The organism is Burkholderia sp. LMG 13014, from assembly GCF_905232215.1.
Lineage (GTDB): Bacteria > Pseudomonadota > Gammaproteobacteria > Burkholderiales > Burkholderiaceae > Burkholderia.
In genome coordinates this window covers 1-3806 of record NZ_CAJNKE010000562.1, presented here as the reverse complement: position 1 = coordinate 3806, position 3806 = coordinate 1, and the positions used below count along the sequence as shown (strand labels likewise).

Sequence of the window (3806 nt, the reverse complement as noted above, 5' to 3'; positions counted from 1 at the left end):
ACTGGGCCGGCGCGTTCACGTTCGCGGGCTTCCTGCCGCCGAAGGCCAAGCAGCGCGCGACCGCGCTGCAAGCGCTGGTGTCGCACCCGTATGCGCTGGTGTTCTACGAGGCACCGCACCGGATCGCCGAAACGGTCGCCGCACTCGCCGATGCGTTCGGCCCCGCGCGCCGGCTGCTGATTGCGCGCGAGCTCACCAAGCTACACGAGCAGTTGTTCCAGGGCACCCTGGCCGAAGGACAGACCTGGCTCGCCGGCGATGCGAACCGGCAGCGCGGTGAATTCGTGCTGGTCGTCGAAGGCGCGCCGGAGACGAACGGCGAAGCCGACGACACCGCGCACGACGCGTTGCTCAGGCTGCTGCTGGAAGAGGTGCCGGTGAAGAGCGCGGCCAAGCTCGCGGCCGCACTGACGGGCGCGTCGCGCAACACGCTGTACGCGCGAGCGCTCGCACTGAAGGATGAAGGCTGACACGCGAGTCGGCCGGCACCGGGAAACCGGCGCCGGCGTCGCGCGGTGCAGGAAAGACAAAGGGCTGCCCTCGGGCAGCCCTTTTGCATGAGCGGTCGATCCGCTGCGTTACTTCGCCGAGATCGACGCGAACATTTCGTCGCGCGCCTCGCGCGCTTCCTGCGGCGACAGCCCTTCGATCTTCACGCGGCCCGTGCCGGCGTGCACGAGGCCGATCAGCTTCGCGGCCGCATACGACAGGTCGAGCACGCGGCCGCGCTTGTACGGCCCGCGATCGTTGACCTTCACGACGACCCACTTGCCGGTCGACGAATTCGTCACCTTGATGTACGACGACAGCGGCAGCGTACGGTGCGCGGCGGTGAGCGCGTTCATGTTGAAGCGCTCGCCGTTCGCGGTGCGGCGGCCGTGGAAATCCCGCCCGTACCACGATGCGCGGCCCGTCTGGCGGAAATCGGACACATCCTTGCCGTCGATCGGCTCGGCGTCCGCCAGCGACGACTTCTTCGCGTCCTTGCTGTCGGCAGCCGGCATCGATGCCAGCGCGGAATCGAAATTCAGCTGCTTGTCGCTATCCGCCTTCGCGGCGGCTGCCGTCTTGTCGACGGCGTTCTTCTGGTTCGCGCTACCGGTGGTCTGGCTGGGTGGCACCGCACAGCCCGTCAGCGCAAAAAACAATGCAATGGTCCCGAATCGACTCGGAAAACGTAAATTCATCGACGTGTCGCCTTCTGGTTCGGGCCGCTCCCTTACAACGCTGCTTCACAACGCAGACACGCGGCCCGGACGGCAAATGCGTGCACGCCCCGCTCGGATGCGAGCAGGCGGCTTGCATGGGCGCGGCATTCGTCTATGCCGCAACCGTCCTGATTAGTTTTCACGTCTGGCGCAACCTGTCCCCAACAGCCTGACCAGACCCCACATGCCGCCATCGAACATGGCTTCACGTTCGCGCGCGTCGAAACGACCGACTCACAGGAACGGCGGCACAGGCCTCATCCGGCGGCGCGGCAGCAGGGCCGCAGGCGGGCGCGCAGCACCCGGCCGGACAAGACGTGAGCACCGAATACTCGGTGCTGGATACACCGCCGGACTCCCCGGCGGCTGATGCTTGACGGTGCCTCCGACGCCCCTTTTTAACGGGGCCGAAACACCAGCGAATGGCGCGAAATTCACGCTCAATGGGGCGCATTATACATAAACCAAAACGTCGACCCGAAAAGCACCCCCTTCGGACCATTGATTCTCACTATGGCTGTAACAATCGGCATGCTTCGGGAATGCCCGGAGGCGCGCATCGCGACGCGCGTCGCGCGGCCGGCAAGCGGCCCGCGCGACCGGTACAATCGCTCCTTTTAGCCGCCGGTGCCTCCATGAAAGTCACGCTCATTCCGGTCACGCCGTTCCAGCAAAACTGCTCGCTGCTCGTCTGCGAGAAGACGGGCCGCGCCGCCGTCGTCGATCCGGGCGGCGATCTCGACCGGATCGAACAGGAAGTCGCGCGGCAGAACGTGCAGGTCGAGAAGGTGCTGCTCACGCACGGGCACATCGATCACTGCGCGGGCGCGAAGACGCTCGCGACGCACTACGGCGTGCCGATCGAGGGGCCGCAGGAAGAAGAGCGCTTCTGGATCGAGAAGCTGCCGATGCAGAGCGAGCGCTTCGGCTTTCCGGCCGCCGAAACCTTCGAGCCGGACCACTGGCTGAACGACGGCGACACCGTGCAGTTCGGTGACGAGACGCTCGAGGTCTATCACTGCCCGGGCCATACGCCCGGCCACGTCGTGTTCTTCAGCCGCGCGCATCGCGTCGCGATCGTCGGCGACGTGCTGTTCGCGGGCTCGATCGGCCGTACCGATTTCCCGCGCGGCAATCACGAGGATCTCGTCCGGTCGATCAAGGAGAAGCTGTGGCCGCTCGGCGACGACGTGACGTTCGTGCCGGGCCACGGCCCCGTGTCGACGTTCGGCGACGAGCGCCGCACGAACCCGTTCGTGTCCGACAAGGTATTTGGATGAACCAGACCGCCATCCCGGAAATCTACGTCAGCACCGACGTCGAGGCCGACGGCCCGATTCCCGGCCCGCACTCGATGCTGAGCTTCGCGTCGGCCGCCTATACCGAGGACAAGCAGCTGATCGCGACGTTCTCGGCCAATCTCGACACGCTGCCGGGCGCGCAGGCGCACCCGGTGCAGGAAGCGTGGTGGAAGACCGAGCCCGAAGCATGGGCCGCGTGCCGGAAGGATCTGCAGGCGCCCGAAGCCGCGCTCGTCGCATACGTCGACTGGGTCGAGGCGCTGCCCGGCAAGCCGGTGTTCGTCGCGATGCCGGCCGGTTTCGACTTCACGTTCATGTTCTGGTACATGATGCGCTTCGCCGGGCGCTGCCCGTTCTCGTGGTCGGCGCTCGACATCAAGACGCTCGCGTTCGCGATGACGGGCCTGCCGTACCGCAAGGCGATCAAGCCGCGCTTTCCGAAGCACTGGTTCGACGACCATCCGCACACGCACGTCGCGCTCGACGACGCGATCGAGCAAGGCGCGCTGTTCTGCAACATGCTCGCCGACCTGCGCCGCCAGCAAGCCGCGCTCGCGGGCCTCGCGGTATCGGACACCGACCGGTCGGAAAACGCAGAGGCGGGACAAATCCCCACGGATCCGCGAGCAAATTAGCGAATCTCGCTCAACAACGCGACGCCAGATTGCCTTTCCTTTCCCGGCCCTCTAACATTCAGCGTGTTGTAGCTGCCGCATGGAGGCGCAGGTGACGCTCGATTCCTTTTCGCAAAAAATCCTTCGCCTGTTGCAGCTCGACGCGCGCCGTTCGGTCCAGGAAATCTCCGACCAGGTCGGCCTGTCGAGCACGCCGTGCTGGCGCCGCATCAAGGACATGGAACAGTCGGGCGTGATCCAGCGCTACACGGCGCTGCTCGATCGCGAGAAACTCGGCCTGCATGTGTGCGCGCTCGCGCACGTGCACCTGACCCGCCACAACGAGGGCGGCGTCGAGCAGTTCGAGCGCGAGATCGCGACCTGCCCGGAAGTCACCGAGTGCTACAGCACGACCGGCGAAGCCGACTACATCCTCAAGATCGTCGCGCCTGACATCAAGGCCTACGACGTGTTCCTGCACGAACGCATCTTCAAGATCCCCGCCGTGTCGCAGGTGCGCACGAGCGTCGTGCTGCGCGAGATCAAGTTCGACACGCAACTGCCTCTGTAACACGCCGGCCTGCGCGGGTGGCCTGCCGGCGCGGTGGCCGGCAGCGGGTCACGCCCAGTCTCGTAAACACATCACCGAGCCCACCAGACAAGGCATGATATCGTAAGAAGTC

Annotated in this window: 5 protein-coding genes; 4 read left to right on the top strand and 1 reads right to left on the bottom strand. The window is 65.8% G+C overall.

All coding sequences use genetic code 11. The features are described from left to right. Positions 1 to 470, top strand: a 470-nt coding sequence (locus tag JYJ84_RS30875) for an SAM-dependent methyltransferase (protein ID WP_240201926.1), incomplete at its 5' end; no start/stop codon positions are given. 108 nt (positions 471 to 578) lie between these two features. Here the strand turns inward: JYJ84_RS30875 and JYJ84_RS30870 are convergent. After that, a complete protein-coding gene (locus JYJ84_RS30870) occupies positions 579 to 1187 on the bottom strand; it encodes a septal ring lytic transglycosylase RlpA family protein (protein ID WP_122944150.1) in 609 nt (202 codons plus the stop codon). A gap of 656 nt (positions 1188 to 1843) precedes the next feature. Between JYJ84_RS30870 and JYJ84_RS30865 the strand changes: the two genes are divergently transcribed. The 3 genes from JYJ84_RS30865 to JYJ84_RS30855 all read left to right on the top strand — a co-directional run bounded on the left by JYJ84_RS30865 (position 1844) and on the right by JYJ84_RS30855 (position 3694). Continuing rightward, positions 1844 to 2488, top strand: a complete 645-nt coding sequence (locus tag JYJ84_RS30865) for an MBL fold metallo-hydrolase (RefSeq protein ID WP_043185095.1) — start codon at positions 1844 to 1846, stop codon at positions 2486 to 2488. Continuing rightward, positions 2485 to 3144, top strand: a complete 660-nt coding sequence (locus JYJ84_RS30860) for an exonuclease (RefSeq protein ID WP_122944148.1) — start codon at positions 2485 to 2487, stop codon at positions 3142 to 3144. The genes JYJ84_RS30865 and JYJ84_RS30860 overlap by 4 nt, the downstream gene beginning before the upstream one ends. A gap of 79 nt (positions 3145 to 3223) precedes the next feature. After that, complete coding sequence (locus tag JYJ84_RS30855; RefSeq protein ID WP_006477376.1) at positions 3224 to 3694, top strand: Lrp/AsnC family transcriptional regulator; 471 nt, start codon at positions 3224 to 3226, stop codon at positions 3692 to 3694. Positions 3695 to 3806 lie beyond the last annotated feature (112 nt).